Annotated in this window: 12 protein-coding genes and 1 tRNA gene; 11 read left to right on the top strand and 2 right to left on the bottom strand. The window is 65.4% G+C overall.

Annotated features, from left to right (window positions below):
• Positions 1-157: 157 nt before the first annotated feature.
• The 3 genes from WJ542_RS15145 (at position 158) to aroC (ending at position 3932) form a co-directional block, all read left to right on the top strand.
• Entirely contained in the window at positions 158-613 is a 456-nt protein-coding gene (locus tag WJ542_RS15145; protein WP_027793421.1) for a CBS domain-containing protein, read from the top strand.
• 115 nt (positions 614-728) lie between these two features.
• A complete protein-coding gene (locus tag WJ542_RS15140) occupies positions 729-2714 on the top strand; it encodes an MFS transporter (RefSeq protein WP_411190018.1) in 1986 nt (661 codons plus the stop codon).
• Positions 2715-2831: 117 nt separating this feature from the next.
• Positions 2832-3932, top strand: coding sequence for a chorismate synthase (gene aroC, locus WJ542_RS15135; protein WP_411190017.1), 1101 nt, complete (start codon positions 2832-2834; stop codon positions 3930-3932).
• Positions 3933-4001: 69 nt separating this feature from the next.
• On the opposite strand, the gene WJ542_RS15130 is transcribed toward aroC, so the two are convergent.
• Positions 4002-5675 carry an electron transfer flavoprotein-ubiquinone oxidoreductase gene (locus WJ542_RS15130; RefSeq protein WP_411190016.1) on the bottom strand — a complete coding sequence of 558 codons (1674 nt, stop codon included), beginning with the start codon at positions 5673-5675 and terminating at the stop codon, positions 4002-4004.
• Between the two features lie 176 nt (positions 5676-5851).
• Between WJ542_RS15130 and WJ542_RS15125 the strand changes: the two genes are divergently transcribed.
• Both WJ542_RS15125 and WJ542_RS15120 read left to right on the top strand, forming a co-directional pair.
• Positions 5852-6631: an SDR family oxidoreductase gene (locus WJ542_RS15125; protein ID WP_411190015.1), complete on the top strand. Its 780-nt coding sequence runs from the start codon at positions 5852-5854 to the stop codon at positions 6629-6631.
• 15 nt (positions 6632-6646) lie between these two features.
• Positions 6647-7087: an acyl-CoA thioesterase gene (locus WJ542_RS15120; RefSeq protein WP_411190014.1), complete on the top strand. Its 441-nt coding sequence runs from the start codon at positions 6647-6649 to the stop codon at positions 7085-7087.
• An 84-nt stretch (positions 7088-7171) separates the two neighbouring features.
• Here the strand turns inward: WJ542_RS15120 and WJ542_RS15115 are convergent, their stop codons facing one another.
• A complete protein-coding gene (locus WJ542_RS15115) occupies positions 7172-7738 on the bottom strand; it encodes a LuxR C-terminal-related transcriptional regulator (protein ID WP_411190012.1) in 567 nt (188 codons plus the stop codon).
• A 277-nt stretch (positions 7739-8015) separates the two neighbouring features.
• On the opposite strand from WJ542_RS15115, the gene WJ542_RS15110 reads away from it, so the two are divergent.
• The 6 genes from WJ542_RS15110 (at position 8016) to WJ542_RS15085 (ending at position 13333) form a co-directional block, all read left to right on the top strand.
• Positions 8016-8723: a CoA transferase subunit A gene (locus tag WJ542_RS15110; RefSeq protein WP_411190011.1), complete on the top strand. Its 708-nt coding sequence runs from the start codon at positions 8016-8018 to the stop codon at positions 8721-8723.
• A 15-nt stretch (positions 8724-8738) separates the two neighbouring features.
• Positions 8739-9380, top strand: a complete 642-nt coding sequence (locus WJ542_RS15105; protein WP_411190010.1) for a CoA transferase subunit B — start codon at positions 8739-8741, stop codon at positions 9378-9380.
• A 177-nt stretch (positions 9381-9557) separates the two neighbouring features.
• Positions 9558-10451 carry an alpha/beta fold hydrolase gene (locus tag WJ542_RS15100; protein WP_411190009.1) on the top strand — a complete coding sequence of 298 codons (894 nt, stop codon included), beginning with the start codon at positions 9558-9560 and terminating at the stop codon, positions 10449-10451.
• A gap of 69 nt (positions 10452-10520) precedes the next feature.
• The gene (locus WJ542_RS15095; protein WP_411190008.1) at positions 10521-10874 is read left to right on the top strand and encodes a RidA family protein; all 354 of its coding nucleotides are present in this window, start codon (positions 10521-10523) and stop codon (positions 10872-10874) included.
• A 59-nt stretch (positions 10875-10933) separates the two neighbouring features.
• Positions 10934-13159, top strand: a complete 2226-nt coding sequence (locus WJ542_RS15090) for a RelA/SpoT family protein (RefSeq protein WP_411190007.1) — start codon at positions 10934-10936, stop codon at positions 13157-13159.
• A gap of 97 nt (positions 13160-13256) precedes the next feature.
• Positions 13257-13333, top strand: a tRNA-Val gene (locus WJ542_RS15085).
• Positions 13334-13381: the final 48 nt, after the last annotated feature.

The following is a 13381-nucleotide window of genomic DNA, read 5'->3' as shown; positions in this document are numbered from 1 at the left end:
GCGCGCCTTTTCCGCTACCGCCGTTGCTTGATCCCTGCTTTCCCTGGTTGCGTTCCCGGGGTTGCTTTCTTTTTGGCGGTCTTTCCGCTAGGATCGAAAACAGGTAGGCATCTTTCCAGCATCTCCCCCATCTACAAAGCATTTCAGGAGACACATCATGCGCGTGAGCGACATTCTCAAGGTCAAGGGCAGTACGCTCTTTACCGTCACGCCCGACACTTCGCTGCACGAAGCCGTCAACAGCATGGCCGAGCACGACATTGGCTCGCTCGTCGTGATGGAGTACGGCGACCTTGTCGGCATGCTGACGTTCCGCGAAGTCATCCTGACGCTGCACAAGAACGGCGGCAGCGTCGGCACCTCGACGATCCGCAAGGTCATGGACGACCATCCCATCACCTGCACGCCCGAAACCGACGTCAACGAAGTGCGCCGCATGATGCTCGAACATCACGTGCGCTATCTGCCCGTGATGGAGAGCCGCGCGCTGATGGGCGTGATCTCGTTCTACGACGTCGCGAAGGCCGTCGTGGAAGAGCAGGGCTTCGAGAACCGCCTGCTGAAAGCGTATATCCGCGACTGGCCCGACGAGGAGCGTCAGCCGGCGCGCTGAAGCGCGGCTCGTGCCCGCGAGCGTCACATCCCGCCGATAGTATGAAAAAGCGCGCGTCAGGCGCGCTTTTTCACGTCTGGCCCCCCCCGCTTTCTGTCAAATCCAGTCCTACTCGATGAGCGATCGTCCGATGTCAGCCGTCCGAAGTTCCCCGCGCGAGCGTGAGGGCCACGCCCCGCACTCGCAATTCGCGCTGCTGCGCGAGCGCCGGTTTGCGCCGTTTTTCTGGACGCAGTTTCTGGGCGCGATGAACGACAACGTTTTCAAGATCGGTTTCACGTCGCTCGTCACGTATCAGGCCGCGCGCTTCTCCGGCGTCGATCCGAAGACCGTGGCGTTCCTGATCTCCGCGATCTTCATCGTGCCGTTCGTGCTGTTTTCCGCCACCTCGGGCCAGATCGCCGACAAGTACGACAAGGCGACGCTCACGCGCTGGGTCAAGACCTTCGAGATCGCCGTGATGCTGCTGGGCGCGGCGGGCTTCTGGCTGCACAACGTGCTGCTGCTCTACACCTGCACGTTCCTGATGGGCGTCCATTCGACCGTGTTCGGTCCGGTCAAGTACGCGTACCTGCCGCAGAAACTCGGCACGGACGAACTGGTGGGCGGCAACGGGCTCGTCGAAATGGGTACCTTTGTTGCGATTCTGCTCGGCACGATCGTGGGCGGCGTGGCGGCGGCCTCGGGTGCGGGGGAGGGCGTGAACGGTGGCGCAGGCAGCGGCGCGGCCCCGGCGGGCGCCGTGTGGCTCGGCGGCATCTGCATTGTGGTGGCGCTCGCCGGGCGGTTCGCGTCGGCGTTCGTGCCGACCTGCCCGTCGTCCCAGTCCGATCTGCGCATCAACTGGAATCCGTTTTCCGAGACCTGGCGCAATCTGCGCCTTGCGCGCGGCGACCGCACCGTGTTCCTGAGCCTTCTTGGCATCTCGTGGCTCTGGTTCGTCGGCGCGACCTTCCTCGCTTCGTTTTTCAACTTCGCGAAAGACGTGCTCTCGGCCGATCCCGACGTCGTCACCGTGCTGCTCGCCATGTTCTCGCTCGGCATCGGCATCGGGTCGCTGCTTTGCGAGCGGCTCGGGCGGCGGCGTATCGAGATCGGGCTCGTGCCGCTCGGCTCCATCGGCATGAGCGTGTTCGGCATCGATCTGTTCTTCGCGAGCCATGCCTTGCCGGCCGCTTCGCATCTGCTCACCGTGGGCGAATTCCTGCGCGTGGGCGCGCACTGGCGCGTGCTCGCCGACCTGTTCCTGCTCGCGATGTTCGGCGGCTTCTACAGCGTGCCGCTCTATGCGCTGATCCAGAGCCGCAGCGCGCCGAGCCACCGCGCGCGCATCATCGCCGCGAACAACATCCTCAACTCGCTGTTCATGATCGTCTCGGCGCTGATGGCCATCGCCCTCAGCAAGGCGGGCGTGGGCATTCCAGGCATTTTCCTCACGACCGCGCTGCTCAATATCGTGGTCGCGGCCTATATCTACGCGCTCGTGCCGGAGTTCCTGCTGCGCTTCGTCGCATGGGTGCTCGTGCACACCGTCTATCGCGTGCGGCTCGTGAACGTCGAGCGCATTCCGGCCGAGGGCCCGGCCGTGCTGGTCTGCAATCACGTCAGCTACGTCGACGCGATCGTGATCATGGCCGAAAGCCCGCGGCCGATCCGCTTCGTGATGGATCACCGCATCTTCCGGCATCCCGTTTTCGGCTGGGTATTCCGTCACGCGAAGGCGATTCCGATCGCCCCCGCGCACGAAGACGCCGGGCGTCTTGCCGCCGCCTACGACGCCTGTGCGAAGGCGCTGGCCGAGGGCGATCTCGTCTGCATCTTTCCGGAGGGCAAGCTCACGCGCACCGGCGAGATCAATCCGTTCCGCCATGGCGTGGCCGAGATACTCGGCCGCTCGGCCGTGCCCGTCGTGCCGATGGCGCTGCGCGGGCTGTGGGGCAGCGCGTTTTCGCGTCATGCCGATTCGGGCCAGGAGCGCCCCGTGCGCCGCGGGCTCACGAGCCGGCTCACGCTCGCGGTGGGCGAGCCGTTCGCGCCGGGCGAGGCGACGCTGGAACGGTTGCAGGAGGCGGTAGCCGGGCTGCGGGGGGCGCGGCGCTGAACGTTGTGACTGAAAACCGCGGCGCAATCGCGCCGTGCGCCGGCCCCGGCCGCCTGGGCGGGGCGTACCGCAGGCTGGCATAATGCTGGATTCCCCGATTCACTTTGGACGACTGCCATGTCCGGCAACACGCTCGGTACGCTTTTCACCGTCACTACCTTCGGCGAATCCCACGGTCCCGCCATCGGCTGCGTCATCGACGGCTGCCCGCCCGGCATGGCGCTCACGGAAGCCGACATCCAGCACGACCTGGACCGCCGCCGTCCCGGCACGTCGCGCCACGTCACGCAGCGCCAGGAAGAAGACAAGGTCGAGATCCTCTCGGGCGTGTTCGAAGGCACGACCACCGGCACGCCCATCGCACTCCTGATCCGCAACACCGACCAGCGCAGCAAGGACTACGGCAACATCGCCGAGACCTTCCGTCCGGGCCACGCCGACTACACCTACTGGCAAAAGTACGGCATTCGCGACTATCGCGGCGGCGGCCGCTCGTCGGCGCGTCTGACCGCGCCGACCGTCGCAGCGGGCGCGGTGGCGAAGAAGTGGCTGCGCGAGCGCTTCGGCGTGGAGGTGCGCGGCTATATGGCGGCGCTCGGCGAAATCGACGTGCCCTTCGTCGACTGGCAGCACGTGCCGGAGAATCCTTTCTTCGCGCCGAACGCCGATATCGTTCCGCAGCTCGAGGCCTACATGGACGCGCTGCGCAAGGACGGCGACTCGATTGGCGCACGCATCAACGTGGTGGCGTCGGGCGTGCCGGTGGGGTGGGGCGAGCCGCTCTTCGACCGGCTCGACGCCGACATCGCGCACGCGATGATGGGCATCAACGCGGTGAAGGGCGTCGAGATCGGCGCGGGCTTCGCCAGCATCGAGCAGCGCGGCTCCGTGCATGGCGACGAATTGACGCCGAATGGTTTCCACGGCAACCATGCGGGCGGTGTGCTGGGCGGTATCTCGACGGGGCAGGACGTGACGGTCTCGATCGCCATCAAGCCCACGTCGAGCATTCGCACGCCGCGCCGTTCGATCGACAAGGGTGGCGAGGCGGCCACGGTCGAGACCTTCGGCCGCCACGATCCGTGCGTGGGTATCCGCGCGACCCCGATCGCCGAGGCGATGCTCGCACTCGTGCTGATCGACCATGCGCTGCGCCATCGCGCGCAGTGCGGCGATGTCGTGGTGACGACGCCGAAGATTGCGGCCAGCGACGCCTGAGACGGGTAGAAAGGCAAGGAAAAACGCCGCTTCGTTGTGAAGCGGCGTTTTTTTTGTTGATTCCCTGCTTTACATGTTCGGATAGTTGGGCCCGCCGCCGCCTTCGGGCGTGACCCACACGATGTTCTGCGTCGGGTCCTTGATGTCGCAGGTCTTGCAGTGCACGCAGTTCTGCGCGTTGATCTGCAGACGGTCTTCGTTTGCGTCGTCCTTCACGAACTCGTACACCGCGGCCGGGCAGAAGCGCCCCTCCGGACCCGCATAGGTGCGCAGGTTCACATTCACCGGCACGGATGCGTCTTTCAGCGTCAGGTGCGCAGGCTGGTTCTCCTCGTGATTCGTATTGGAAATGAACACCGACGAGAGCCGGTCGAACGTCAGCCTGCCATCGGGCTTCGGATACTCGATCGGCTGGCACTGCGACGCGGGCTTGAGCATCTCGTTGTCGCGATGCCGGTGATGCAGCGTCCACGGCACGTTCCCGCCCAGCAGCCTCTGCTCGATGCCCACCATCAGCGTGCCCAGGTACAGCCCCTTGCTCATCCACTGCTTGAAGTTGCGCGCCTTGTACAGTTCCGTGTACAGCCACGACTGCCTGAATGCTTCCGGGTACGCGATGAGTTCATCGCTCTGGCGGCCCGCCTGCACCGCTTCGAACGCCGCTTCCGCCGCCAGCATCCCGGTCTTGATCGCCGCATGGCTGCCCTTGATGCGCGCGGCGTTCAGGAACCCCGCGTCGTCGCCCACCAGCGCGCCGCCCGGGAACACCAGCTTCGGCAGCGACATCAGGCCACCGGCCGTCATCGCCCGCGCGCCATACGAGACCCGCTTGCCGCCTTCCAGGTACTGGCGGATGGCCGGGTGCGTCTTGTAGCGCTGGAATTCCTCGAACGGCGAGAGATACGGGTTCGTGTAGGCCAGACCCACGACGAAACCCACCATCACCTGGTTGTTGTCGATGTGATAGAGGAACGAGCCGCCATAGGTGTCGTTCTGCAGCGGCCAGCCGGCCGTATGGATCACGAGCCCCGGCTGGTGCTTCGCCGGATCGATCTCCCACAGCTCCTTGATGCCGATGCCGTAGACCTGCGGGTCCGCGTCGCGGTCGAGCTTGAGCTTCTCGTTCAGTTGACGCCCCAGGTGCCCGCGGCAGCCTTCGGCGAACAGCGTGTACTTCGCGTGCAGCTCCATGCCGAGCTGGAAGTTTTCGGTGGGCTCGCCATCCTTGCCGATACCCATGTTGCCGGTGGCGACACCCTTTACCGAGCCATCGTCGTTGAAGAGCACTTCGGCCGCCGGAAAGCCCGGGAAGATCTCCACGCCCAGCGCCTCGGCCTGCTGGCCCAGCCAGCGCGTGACGTTCGCGAGGCTGATGACGTAGTTGCCGTGGTTCCTGAAGTTCTCGGGCAGCGCCCAGTTCGGCACGGCCTTCGCGCCGGTTTCCGAAAGGAACAGGAATTTATCTTCGGTGACGGGCACGTCCAGCGGTGCGCCCTGTTCCTTCCAGTCGGGGATCAGTTCGTTGAGGGCGCGCGGGTCCATGACTGCGCCCGAGAGGATATGCGCCCCGATCTCCGAGCCCTTTTCCAGTACGCACACGCCCATCTCGACGCCTTTCTCTGCCGCGAGCTGCTTCAGGCGGATCGCCGCCGACAGGCCCGCCGGGCCGCCGCCTACGATCACCACGTCGTATTCCATCGATTCGCGTGGGCCGTATTGCTCCAAAAGACTTGCGGGGGTCATCAAAGCTCCTCTTGCCATTAGAATACTTTTTTCGGGTTCGTATTGTCGGGTAACGTTCCCTGACCTGCAACCCAACGAGCTAAATTTAGCACGGTCGTTCTATTCTATGTCAGAATGTCAGGCCGACCGGGCAAAATGCGTTCTGGTGTTTCCTCATACTTGAACAGGAACCGCAAATGGGCCGTTCGATCAATCTGGAAGGCAAGGTGGCGATGATCACTGGCGCGTCGAGCGGGCTCGGCAAGCGCTTTGCCCAGGTGCTCTCGCAGGCCGGCGCGAAGGTCGTGCTGGCGAGCCGGCGCGTGGAACGGCTCAAGGAGCTGCGTGCCGAGATCGAAGCCGAAGGCGGCGCGGCGCACGTCGTCTCGCTCGACGTGACCGACTATCAAAGCATCCGCTCGGCCGTGGCTCATGCCGAAACCGAGGCGGGCACCATCGACATCCTCGTCAACAATTCCGGCGTCTCCACAACGCAGAAGCTCGCGGACGTCACCCCCGCCGACTTCGAATACGTATTCGACACCAACGCGCGCGGCGCCTTCTTCGTGGCCCAGGAAGTCGCGAAGCGCATGATCATGCGCGGCAACGGCGGCGGTCCGAAGCCCGCGTACCGGATCATCAATATCGCCTCGGTGGCCGGGCTGCGCGTCCTGCCGCAGATCGGTCTCTACGCGATCAGCAAGGCGGCGGTCGTGCACATGACGAAGGCGATGGCGCTCGAATGGGGCCGCTACGGCATCAACGTGAACGCCATCTGCCCCGGCTACATCGACACCGAGATCAACCATCACCACTGGGCGACCGAGCAGGGCCAGAAACTCATCTCGATGCTGCCGCGCCATCGCGTCGGCACGCCCGAAGACCTGGACGGCCTGTTGCTGTTGCTGGCCGCCGACGAGTCGGCTTTCCTGAACGGCTCGATCATCAGCGCCGACGACGGTTTCGGGCTCGCCTGAGCAAGAAGAAGTGCAATGAGCGACTACCATCCCGTCTTCGAGATGATCATGCCGATCCGCTGGGGCGACATGGATGCTTTTGGCCACGTGAACAACACGGTCTATTTCCGCTACATGGAGCAGGCGCGGATCTCCTGGTTCGAGCAGCTGGGCGTGGCCGGCCGCAACCCCGAGGGGCAGGGGCCGGTGATCGTCAATGCGTCGATGGAGTTTCTCCGGCAGCTGCATTATCCGGGCGACGTCGTCTGCACGTTGACGGTCGGCCAGCCGGGGCGCAGCAGCTTCGATACCGGTTTCGAGCTGCGCCGCACCGACGAGCCGGACACGCTCTACGCGCGCGGCAGTGCCCGCTGTGTCTGGATCGACTACGACGCGGGCAAGTCCGTGCCGATTCCCGACGCGTTGCGCGACACGCTCGAGCACGCGCCGCTCGTCAAAGCCGGGCGGCCGGGCTGAACCGCGGCGCTGATCCGCCGCCCAGGCAGGGCGCCGTGGCCGCAACGGGGCCGCGCGCCCCAGGGCGTTCCCGCGGCAGTCCCTTCACTGTCCCAGGAGCCTTTGCAGCAATTCCGTCGCGTTGCCCGTGTCGTACTTGCGCATCAGCCGCGCGCGGTAGACGTCCACCGTGCGCGAGCTGATATCCAGAATCCGCCCGATCTGCTTGCTCGTCTTGCCCGTCACCAGTTGCGCGGCGATTTCGCGCTCGCGCGGCGTGAGCTCGACCGCAACGCGCCGTGTCGCGCTCAGATCCTCGAAAGTCCAGACGCCGGCCCCGTGGGGTGCCGTCCGGTCGAGCGAGCGGCCCGTCACGTGACACCAGAACAGCTCGCCGTCGGCGCGTTTCATGATGCGGTCGTCCGCGTAGCTGCCTTGCGCCGTCATGATGGGCGGGATGCGCGCGCCGATGCGCTCGAACTCGTCCGCCGACGGATACAACACCTGGAACGACTGGCCGATCAGCGCCTCGCGCGTGCAGCGGAAGATGGCCGCTACCTCGTCGTTGCAGTCCTCGACGATGCGTTCGCGCGCGAGCACGAGGCCGATGGGCGCGAGGTGGAACGCGGTCTGGTAATCGAGCGGGGCGGACGTGGCGGACGGGGATGGCATGGCGGCGGTGCGGGTATTGCTTTATGTAGTTTTGCGTATTGTGCCGCATCGGGCCGCAAGCGTACGCTTTGCACCCATTGGAGGGACGGTTGCAGGGGCAATCCGGCGCGTGTCAGGTTCACGGCAACGCCACTCCTGCGTGGATAGAATGAGGCTTTGCCGGGGCGTGCCCGACGCTTGGTACGCCCGGTGCGCCACGGCCGGCATGGCCGGGACGAAGCGGAATTAGCGGAACAAAGCGGATCGACGGATTTCCATTCGAGGAAGGGACACACTGATGAACAAAGTCTATGCAAGCGCGGCCGCCGCGCTCGAAGGCATCGTCGAGGACGGCCAGATCTTCGCGGTTGGCGGCTTCGGGCTGTGCGGCATTCCCGAGGCGCTGATCGGCGCGCTGCGCGATTCGGGCGTGAAGGGGATTACCTGCATCAGCAACAACGCGGGCGTGGATGGCTTCGGCCTCGGCCTGCTGCTGGAAACGCGCCAGATCAAGAAGATGATCTCGTCGTATGTGGGCGAGAACAAGGAATTCGAGCGCCAGTATCTCTCGGGCGAACTCGAACTCGAATTCACGCCGCAGGGCACGCTGGCCGAGAAGCTGCGCGCGGGCGGCGCGGGCATCCCGGCGTTCTTCACGAACACGGGCTACGGCACGCTGATCGCCGAGGGCAAGGAAACGCGCCAGTTCGGCGACCGGCACTACGTGCTGGAGCCCTCGCTCACGGCCGACGTGGCGCTCGTGAAGGCGTGGAAGGCCGACAAGTCGGGCAATCTGATCTATCGCCGCACGGCGCGCAACTTCAACCCGATGTGCGCGATGGCGGGCAAGATCACGGTCGTGGAAGTGGAGGAGATCGTCGAGAACGGCGAACTCGATCCGGACGCGGTCCATACGCCAGGTATCTTCGTGCAGCGCATCGTGCTCAATGCGCACCCGGAGAAACGCATCGAACAACGCACCGTGCGCGCTTCGGCGAGCGCCTGAGAGGGGAGAGCGATCATGGCATGGAATCGTGACGAAATGGCCGCGCGCGCGGCGAAGGAACTGCAGGACGGCTTCTACGTGAACCTCGGCATCGGTCTGCCGACGCTCGTGGCGAACCACGTGCCCGCGGGCGTGGAAGTGTGGCTGCAATCGGAAAACGGCCTGCTCGGCATCGGCCCGTTCCCGATGGAAGATCAGGTGGACGCCGACATGATCAACGCCGGCAAGCAGACGGTGACGACGTTGGCCGGCTCGTCGATCTTCTCTTCGGCGGACTCGTTCGCGATGATCCGCGGCGGCCACATCAATCTGGCGATCCTCGGCGCGATGCAGGTGAGCGAGAAGGGCGACCTCGCGAACTGGATGATCCCGGGCAAGATGATCAAGGGCATGGGCGGCGCGATGGATCTCGTGGCGGGCGTCAAGCGCGTGGTCGTGCTCATGGAGCACGTGGCGAAGGGCGACCAGCACAAGATTCTCGAAGCGTGCACGCTGCCGCTCACGGGCGTGGGTGTGGTGGACATCATCATCACCGACCTCGGCGTGATCGAAGTGACCGACTCGGGCCTGAAGGTGACCGAGCTGGCGCCGGGCGTGAGCGTCGATGAGATCAAGGCGAAGACGGGCGCACCGCTCGACGTGAGCGCGGTGGGCTGATCGCGCTGGCCGTTGGCAGCATGACTTGCTGCACGCGGGCGGGACTTCGGTTCCGCCCGTTTTGTTTTCCAGCGCCGGTATTCGGGTGGATTCGGGCGGACGCATTGGCCGCGCCGGCCCATCCCGCGGCGCAAAGCCGTTTACAATCGGCCCACAGCCTTCCATGAAGACCCTGCGATGAGCGTACCCTCCGCCGTGCCGCGTCAACACCATGTTCAGTGCCTCAGCCCCTCGGGCCTGCATCGCATTGCCTATACCGAATGGGGCGAGCCCGCCAATCCGCGCGTGCTCGTCTGCGTGCATGGGCTCACGCGTTCGAGCCGCGATTTCGACCGGCTTGCCGCCGCGTTGTCCGACACGTATCGCGTCATCTGTCCCGACGTCGTCGGCCGTGGGTTGTCGTCGTGGCTCGTCGACCCGCGCGGCTATGGCGTGGCGCAGTACGTCGCCGATATGGTGACGCTGATCGCGCGCGCGGGCGTCGAGACCGTGGACTGGTTCGGCACATCGATGGGCGGGCTGATCGGCATGGCGCTCGCCGGTCTGCCCGATATGCCGATCGGGCGCATGCTGCTCAACGACGTCGGCCCCCATATCGAGCCCGAGGCGCTCGCCCGGATCGGCGAATACGTCGGCCGCGACGAGCGTTTCCCTTCGCTGCAGGCGGGTGTCGATCACGCCGCATTGCTCGCGGCATCGTTCGGCCCGCTCGCTGCCGGGGAATGGCGCGAGATCAACACGCCGCTGTTGCACGAGGTGGATGGCGAGTGGCGCTTCCGGTACGACCCGCGCATCGCCGAGCCGATCAAATCGGTCACGCCCGAGCAGACCGAACAGGGCGAGCAGTTCTTGTGGCGTTCGCTGGCGGCGTTCAAGGGCGCGGTGCGGGTCGTGCGCGGTGCTCAGTCGGATCTGCTGTCGCGCGACACGGTCGCGAAGATGGTTGAGGTGGGACACAACGTGTCAAGCGTCGAAATCGCGGGCGTGGGTCACGCGCCGGCGTTTTTGTCGGCCGACCAGATCGAGGTGGCGCGGGGTTTCTTTTCCGGAGCCCGCGCCGACGCGTCATAATATGAGATTGGCTGGCGCCGACCTCGCTTGAGCGGTGGGCGCATGCATTCAACTTCTACGGGAATTTTCATGGCAGTCATTCGTCACCACGTCGGCCCGCGTCTTTCGGAAACCGCCATTCACAACGGCACCGTTTATCTGGCAGGGCAAATCGCGGAAGACACGAAGCAGGACATCACCGGGCAGATGCGCGAGGTGCTCGGCCATATCGATCGTCTGCTGGGCGAAGCGAACAGCGACAAGTCGCTGCTGCTCTCGGTGCAGATTTATATCGCCGACATGAAGGATTTCGCGGGCATGAACGCCGTATGGGACGCCTGGGTCGCACAGGGTGCGACGCCGCCGCGCGCGACGGTCGAAGCGAAGCTCGCGAATCCGGAATGCCTCGTCGAAGTCGTCGTGGTGGCCGCGCAGCGCGACTGATTTATTCGTTCGTTTTGCCGTAGCCCGTTCCTGTTCCATTACCTGACGGGCACTGTCTCATGAGTAGCGATTCCCTTCCGCCCCCGCCTGCCGCGCTGCCGTCGATCGAAGACGCGCTTGCGTTCGTGCACGAGCACGCGGGCGACGCACGCCTGTCCACGGGCGAACTGCTCGTCGAGCACGCGCGAGGCACGGCTGCGGCCGTGGGGCGCCTCAACGTCGATCCGCCCGCGGTGCTCGCGGCGGCGCTCTTCAATCTCGCGCCGCATCTCGACGATCCGGAGACGACGCTCGAAGCGCGTTTCGGCGCGGAAGTGGCGAAACTCGTCTTCGACGTGCGCAAACTGCTGCGGCTCGGCACCGTGAGCGTGCGCGTGGCGCAGAACGCCGCGGCCGACACGGGCCGCGACGCGCAGGCCGAGCGCCGGGCCCAGGTCGAGTCGCTGCGCAAGATGCTGCTCGCGTTCGCGCAGGACATTCGCGTCGTGCTGATCCGCCTCGCGTCGCGGCTGCAGTCGCTCCGCTATTACGCCGCGGCGAAGATCACGCCCGCGCCCGAAGTGGCGCGCGAGACGCTCGAGATCTACGCGCCGCTCGCGAACCGGCTCGGCATCTGGCAACTGAAGTGGGAGCTCGAAGACCTCGCGTTTCGCTTCGAGGAGCCCGCTACCTACAAGCGCATCGCGAAGCTGCTCGACGAGAAGCGCGTCGAGCGCGAGAGCTATGTCGCCGACGCCATCTCGCGGCTTCAGCAGGAACTCGCGGCCGCGCATATCCCGGCCGAGGTGAGCGGGCGGCCCAAGCACATCTACAGCATCTGGAAGAAGATGCGGGGCAAGGATCTCGACTTCTCCGAGCTCTACGACGTGCGCGCGTTTCGCGTGATCGTGCCGGATATCAAGGATTGCTACACGGTGCTCGGCATCGTGCACAACCTCTGGCAGCCGGTGCCGAAAGAATTCGACGACTACATCTCGCGGCCCAAGCCGAACGGCTATCGCTCGCTGCATACGGTCGTGATCGGCGACGACGGCCGTGCATTCGAAGTGCAGATCCGCACGCAGGAAATGCACCAGTTCGCGGAGTACGGCGTCGCGGCGCACTGGCGCTACAAGGAGGCCGGGTCGAAGGGCTATGGCGGCCAGTTCAGCACGAGCGGCAGCTACGACGAGAAGATCGCGTGGCTGCGCCAACTGCTTGCCTGGAAAGACGACGTTGCCGATACCCGTCAGCCGTGGGAAGAGTTGCGCAAGGCTACGCTCGACGACGACCACATCTACGTACTCACGCCGCAGGCGCGCGTGATCGCGCTGCCGCTGGGTGCGACGCCGCTCGACTTCGCCTATCACCTGCACAGCGAGCTTGGGCACCGCTGCCGCGGCGCGCGCGTGGATGGCGCGATGGTGCCGCTCAACACGGCACTGCAGAACGGCCAGACCGTCGAGATCGTTTCGGTGAAGGAGGGCGGTCCTTCGCGCGACTGGCTCAATCCGCAACTGGGTTATCTGCACAGCACGCGCGCACGGCAGAAGGTGCGCGCGTGGTTCAACGCGGTCGACTCGCAGGAGAACATCGCGAACGGCCGCGTGCTGGTCGAAAAGACGCTGCAGCGCGAGGGCCGTACCTCGGTCAGCCTCGATCAGCTGGCGGCCAGGCTCGGCTTCAAGACGCCCGAAGAGTTGTTCGCCGCGGTGGGCAAGGAAGAATTCAGCCTGCGCAACGTCGAGCAGGCGCTGCACGACGCACCGGTTGCCGAGCCGGAGGAAGAAGCGACGCCCGAGCAGTTCACCAAGCGCGCGAGCGGGGCCAATGTGGCGCACGGCGCGTCGTCGGGCGTGCTCGTGGTGGGCGTGGATGCGCTCCTGACGCAGCTTGCGCGTTGTTGCCGGCCGGCGCCGCCGGACGACATCAGCGGCTTCGTCACGCGCGGCAAGGGCATGTCGATCCACCGCAGCGACTGCCCGACCTTCCTGCGCATGGCGCGCCGTTCGCCGGAACGCCTGCTGCAGACCACCTGGTCGTCCGACGTGATGGGTGGGCGCGGCCAGTCGGTCTACCCGGTCGATATCCTGATCGAGGCGAGCGACCGTCAGGGGCTCTTGCGCGACATCTCGGAAGTGTTTGCGCGCGAGAAGATGAACGTGATCGGCGTGAAGACACAGTCGCGGCGTAACGCGGCGTACATGCAGTTCACGGTCGAAGTGTCGAGTTCAGCCCAGATCCAGCGCGCGTGCGTGCTGCTGGGCGAGGTGGGCGGCGTGGTGAGGGCGTCGCGCAAGGGGTGAAGGCGCCGGGGCGAATGCCCGGCGGCGGCGCGCGAAATGCCGCGCTGCAAAAAATGCTTGTCAGGCCCACCGGAACTTCATATAATCTCACTTCTTTAGGCTCGTAGCTCAGCTGGTTAGAGCACCACCTTGACATGGTGGGGGTCGTTGGTTCGAGTCCAATCGAGCCTACCAACGAAATCGAAGCAACGCCTGAACACTGGCGAGGCTTCAAGTGCAGTA

The organism is Paraburkholderia yinzeri, assembly GCF_046581065.1.
Taxonomy (GTDB): domain Bacteria; phylum Pseudomonadota; class Gammaproteobacteria; order Burkholderiales; family Burkholderiaceae; genus Paraburkholderia.
Note: the sequence above shows the minus strand (reverse complement) of the source record. Positions and strands in the feature narration are given on the sequence as shown.

Coding starts and splice junctions, on each gene's coding strand:
- WJ542_RS15145 (WP_027793421.1), top strand. CDS start 158: ATGCGCGTGAGCGACATTCTCAAGGTCAAGGGCAGTACGCTCTTTACC.
- WJ542_RS15140 (WP_411190018.1), top strand. CDS start 729: ATGAGCGATCGTCCGATGTCAGCCGTCCGAAGTTCCCCGCGCGAGCGT.
- aroC (WP_411190017.1), top strand. CDS start 2,832: ATGTCCGGCAACACGCTCGGTACGCTTTTCACCGTCACTACCTTCGGC.
- WJ542_RS15130 (WP_411190016.1), bottom strand. CDS start 5,675: ATGACCCCCGCAAGTCTTTTGGAGCAATACGGCCCACGCGAATCGATG.
- WJ542_RS15125 (WP_411190015.1), top strand. CDS start 5,852: ATGGGCCGTTCGATCAATCTGGAAGGCAAGGTGGCGATGATCACTGGC.
- WJ542_RS15120 (WP_411190014.1), top strand. CDS start 6,647: ATGAGCGACTACCATCCCGTCTTCGAGATGATCATGCCGATCCGCTGG.
- WJ542_RS15115 (WP_411190012.1), bottom strand. CDS start 7,738: ATGCCATCCCCGTCCGCCACGTCCGCCCCGCTCGATTACCAGACCGCG.
- WJ542_RS15110 (WP_411190011.1), top strand. CDS start 8,016: ATGAACAAAGTCTATGCAAGCGCGGCCGCCGCGCTCGAAGGCATCGTC.
- WJ542_RS15105 (WP_411190010.1), top strand. CDS start 8,739: ATGGCATGGAATCGTGACGAAATGGCCGCGCGCGCGGCGAAGGAACTG.
- WJ542_RS15100 (WP_411190009.1), top strand. CDS start 9,558: ATGAGCGTACCCTCCGCCGTGCCGCGTCAACACCATGTTCAGTGCCTC.
- WJ542_RS15095 (WP_411190008.1), top strand. CDS start 10,521: ATGGCAGTCATTCGTCACCACGTCGGCCCGCGTCTTTCGGAAACCGCC.
- WJ542_RS15090 (WP_411190007.1), top strand. CDS start 10,934: ATGAGTAGCGATTCCCTTCCGCCCCCGCCTGCCGCGCTGCCGTCGATC.